This is a genomic window from Calditrichota bacterium (genome assembly GCA_014359355.1).
Lineage (GTDB): Bacteria > Zhuqueibacterota > Zhuqueibacteria > JANLFK01 > Oleimicrobiaceae > Oleimicrobium.
Window position 1 is genome coordinate 1 of record JACIZP010000380.1, and the last position, 3,414, is coordinate 3,414.

At 62.3% G+C, this 3,414-nt stretch carries 4 protein-coding genes; all 4 read right to left on the bottom strand.

Annotated elements, in window-relative coordinates; genetic code table 11:
- Positions 1–200 (bottom strand): 50S ribosomal protein L13 (gene rplM, locus H5U38_15865; protein ID MBC7188500.1); only part of this gene is annotated, 200 nt, incomplete at its 3' end.
- A 110-nt stretch (positions 201–310) separates the two neighbouring features.
- Entirely contained in the window at positions 311–1,609 is a 1,299-nt protein-coding gene (locus tag H5U38_15870; GenBank protein MBC7188501.1) for a dihydroorotase, read from the bottom strand.
- A gap of 16 nt (positions 1,610–1,625) precedes the next feature.
- A complete protein-coding gene (locus H5U38_15875) occupies positions 1,626–2,564 on the bottom strand; it encodes an aspartate carbamoyltransferase catalytic subunit (protein ID MBC7188502.1) in 939 nt (312 codons plus the stop codon).
- A 1-nt stretch (position 2,565) separates the two neighbouring features.
- Entirely contained in the window at positions 2,566–3,117 is a 552-nt protein-coding gene (gene pyrR / locus H5U38_15880) for a bifunctional pyr operon transcriptional regulator/uracil phosphoribosyltransferase PyrR (protein ID MBC7188503.1), read from the bottom strand.
- Between the last annotated feature and the right edge of the window lie 297 nt (positions 3,118–3,414).

The window sequence follows — 3,414 nt, forward strand, 5'->3', positions numbered from 1 at the left end:
TTGCCTGTCACCTTGACCTGTGCGGCATTGACCACCACTACAAAGTCGCCCACGTCCATGTGCGGGGTGTAAATGGGCTTGTGCTTGCCGCGCAAGACCCGTGCGATCCTGCTGGCCAGACGTCCCAACACCTGGTCGGACGCATCCACCAGGTACCACTTCTGCTCGATGTCCTTCTTTTTCGGCACGAACGTTTTCAAGCTTTGCTACCTCCTCCCTGTTCAAAGAGCTTTGAAAGGTATTAAAAACGCTCCAAAGAAGCAAGACCTTTTTTCATTTTTCCCGGCTTGCCTGCGAGCTGATCATTGCCTTAGCGCTCAGCGCACCAGAACAGCCCCTTGTTGCACAGGGCACGCACCCGACCACGCAACTTCCAGCCGTGGAACGGCGTGTTGCGGCACTTTGACTGCAAACGGTTGCGATCCACCACCCACTCGCTCTGCGGGTCGATGAAGCTCAGATTTGCCCTGGCCCCCTTAGCAATCTTCACTTGCTCAAGGCCCAGAGCGGCGCGTGGTCCCACGCTCATGGCCTTGAGCGCCTGGGCGAGGCTCAACACCTTGCCCTCCACCAGCTCGCGCAGGACCAGTCCCAAGCTGGTCTCCAGGCCGATGATGCCAAACGGGGCCGCCGCGAATTCCACGTCTTTTTCCTCGATGGCATGCGGCGCATGGTCGGAGGCGATGACCTGGATGGTACCATCGCGCAGGCCGGCGCGCAAAGCCTCCACGTCCGCAGCCGTGCGCAGCGGCGGATTCATCTTGGTGTTGGTGTCAAAGCCTGCCACTGCCTCATCGGTCATAGTGAGGTGATGGGGTGTGACCTCGCAGGTGACCTGCACGCCGTCGGCCTGCGCGCGGCGGATGAGCTCTACTGCCCCAGCTGTGGAGACATGCGCGATGTGCAACCTGCCGCCGGTGTACTTGGCTAAAAACAGGTCCCGCGCCACCATGATCTCCTCGGCGATGGCCGGCATGCCGGGCAGACCCAAGTTGGTGGAGACAAAACCCTCGTTCATCACCCCGCCGGCGGTGAGGCTCAACTCCTGGCAGTGGTCGATAACCGGCCGGCCGAACATCCTGGCGTACTCCAAGGCGCGGCGCATCACTACGGCGTTGTGCACAGGGTCGCCGTCGTCAGAAAAGGCCACGGCTCCCGCGTCCACCAGCTCGCCCATTTCCGCAATTTCTTCCCCCTTGCGCCCCTTGGACACGGCAGCGATGGGGAAAAGCTCCACCAGCTGGTCCCGCGCCCGCTCCTTGAGAAAGTCCAGCACCTCCCGCTTGTCGGCAGGGGGTTCGGTATTGGGCATGGGGCAGACGGCGGTGAAACCACCGGCCATGGCTGCCCGACACCCTGTCTCCACAGTCTCTTCGTCCTCACGCCCAGGCTCACGCAGGTGGACGTGCATGTCCAGGAGCCCGGGTACAACGACGGTGCCGCTCACGTCCACCACCTCGCCGTCGAACGAGGCGATCTCCACCTTGCCCAATTCGGCAATGTGTCCGTCGACGATGAGGAGGTCGGCGGGGGTCTCTTTGCCCGTGTCCAAATCGAGCAGGGAGCCGCCTTTAAACAAGACTTTCTGTGCAGGTTTCGGCTGGTTCACGTTGTGCCTCGTGCTGTCACGACCCTTCCAGCGCACCCTGTGCGCCGGCCAGCAGGTAGAGCACGGCCATGCGCACGGCCACGCCGTTGGTCACCTGGTCAAGGATTACCGAGAACTCGCTATCTGCCAAGTCGCTTTCGATTTCCACGCCGCGGTTAATCGGGCCCGGATGCAGAATGGTAATGTCCTTGCTGGCGCGTTCCAGCCGACGGCGGGTCACGCCGAAGCGCGCGTGGTACTCGCGCAGGGAGGGGAAAAGCCCGGCAGCCTGGCGTTCGCGCTGAATGCGCAGCACGTTCAAGGCATCCGCCCAGGCGATGGCCTCGTCTATGTCGTGGGTCACCGCCACCCCCCAGCGCTCGGCCTCTACCGGCATCAACGTGGAGGGGCCGCATAGGAGCACCTCGGCGCCCATGGCGCGCAGGCCGTGCAAATTGGAGCGCGCCACCCGGCTGTGTTCGATATCCCCGACAATGGCCACCTTCAGCCCCTCCAGGCGGCCGAACTTGTGGCGGAGGGTCATCATGTCCAAGAGCCCCTGCGTGGGGTGCTCGTGGCAACCATCGCCCGCATTGATGACCGAGGCCTCAAGGCAGCGGCTCAAGAAGTGCGGCGCCCCGGCTGCGCTGTGCCGGATCACCACCATATCCACCTTCATGGCCTCGATATTGCGCGCCGTGTCCTTCAAGGTCTCGCCTTTGAGCACCGAGGAAGTGGCCGCCGAGAAGCTGACCAGGTCCGCGGAAAGCCGCTTCTCCGCCAGCTCGAAGGAGAGTCGCGTGCGCGTAGAAGGCTCAAAAAAGACGTTGGCCACCGTGACCGCCCGCAGGGTAGGGACCTTGGGAATGGGACGTTCCAACACTTCGCGGAAGGTCTCGGCCGTGTCCAAGATGAGGGTGAGCTCCTCGCGGCTCATCCCTTCGAGTTCCAAGAGATGCTTGCGGCGGAACTCCATCCTACTTGCCCTCCTCGGCGGCAATCAACAGCACGCTGTCTTCGCCATCTTGCTCCTTGAGACGCACTTGCACCTCTTCACCGATGGAGGTGGGCACGTTCTTGCCCACATAGTCGGCGCGAATGGGAAGCTCGCGGTGGCCGCGGTCCACCAGCACGGCCAACTGCACCGTGGCCGGCCGACCAAAGTCCATGAGCGCGTCCAAAGCGGCGCGGGCCGTCCGACCGGTGTAGAGGACATCGTCCACCAGCACCACGTTCATGTCGTCGATCTCGAAGGGGATGTCGGTGCCGCGCACCATGGGGATCTTGCGGCGAAAGTCGTCGCGGTACATGGTGATGTCCAGCGTGCCCAAAGGGATGCGCTTGCCCTCCAGGGCCTCGATCTTGCGCACGATGCGCGCCGCCAACGGCGCGCCACGCGTGCGGATGCCCACCACGGCCAACTTTTCCGTGCCGCGATTGCGCTCCAAGATCTCGTGCGCCAGGCGCGTGATGGTGCGCTCCAGCCCCTGTTCGTCGATGAGCTCTGCTTTGACCTTTTGCTCTGGCATCTTCCCTTCCTGCGCACAAAAAAAGCCTCGGCGAGAACGCAACAAGGCTTTGCACACATCTCCAGGCCCTTGCCGATCTCACGGGATTGGCTTAAAGGGAGCAATTTTGCTGCGCAATTATAGTCAATTTCCGTGACATTGTCAACCTTTTTTCGCAGATCGCGCAAAGGACGCCAAGACCTTCCTGGGATAAGAAAAAGCCGGGGTGGACACCTTACACACTCCGCAGCGGTTTTCGCCTCCCTCGCGCACTTGCCGCGGACAAAGATTCACGCAAAGGACGCAAAGCAGCTCCAG

Excerpts from the sequence above, each read along its gene's own strand:
- H5U38_15875 (MBC7188502.1), bottom strand. The coding sequence starts at position 2,564 with ATGGAGTTCCGCCGCAAGCATCTCTTGGAACTCGAAGGGATGAGCCGC.
- pyrR (MBC7188503.1), bottom strand. The coding sequence starts at position 3,117 with ATGCCAGAGCAAAAGGTCAAAGCAGAGCTCATCGACGAACAGGGGCTG.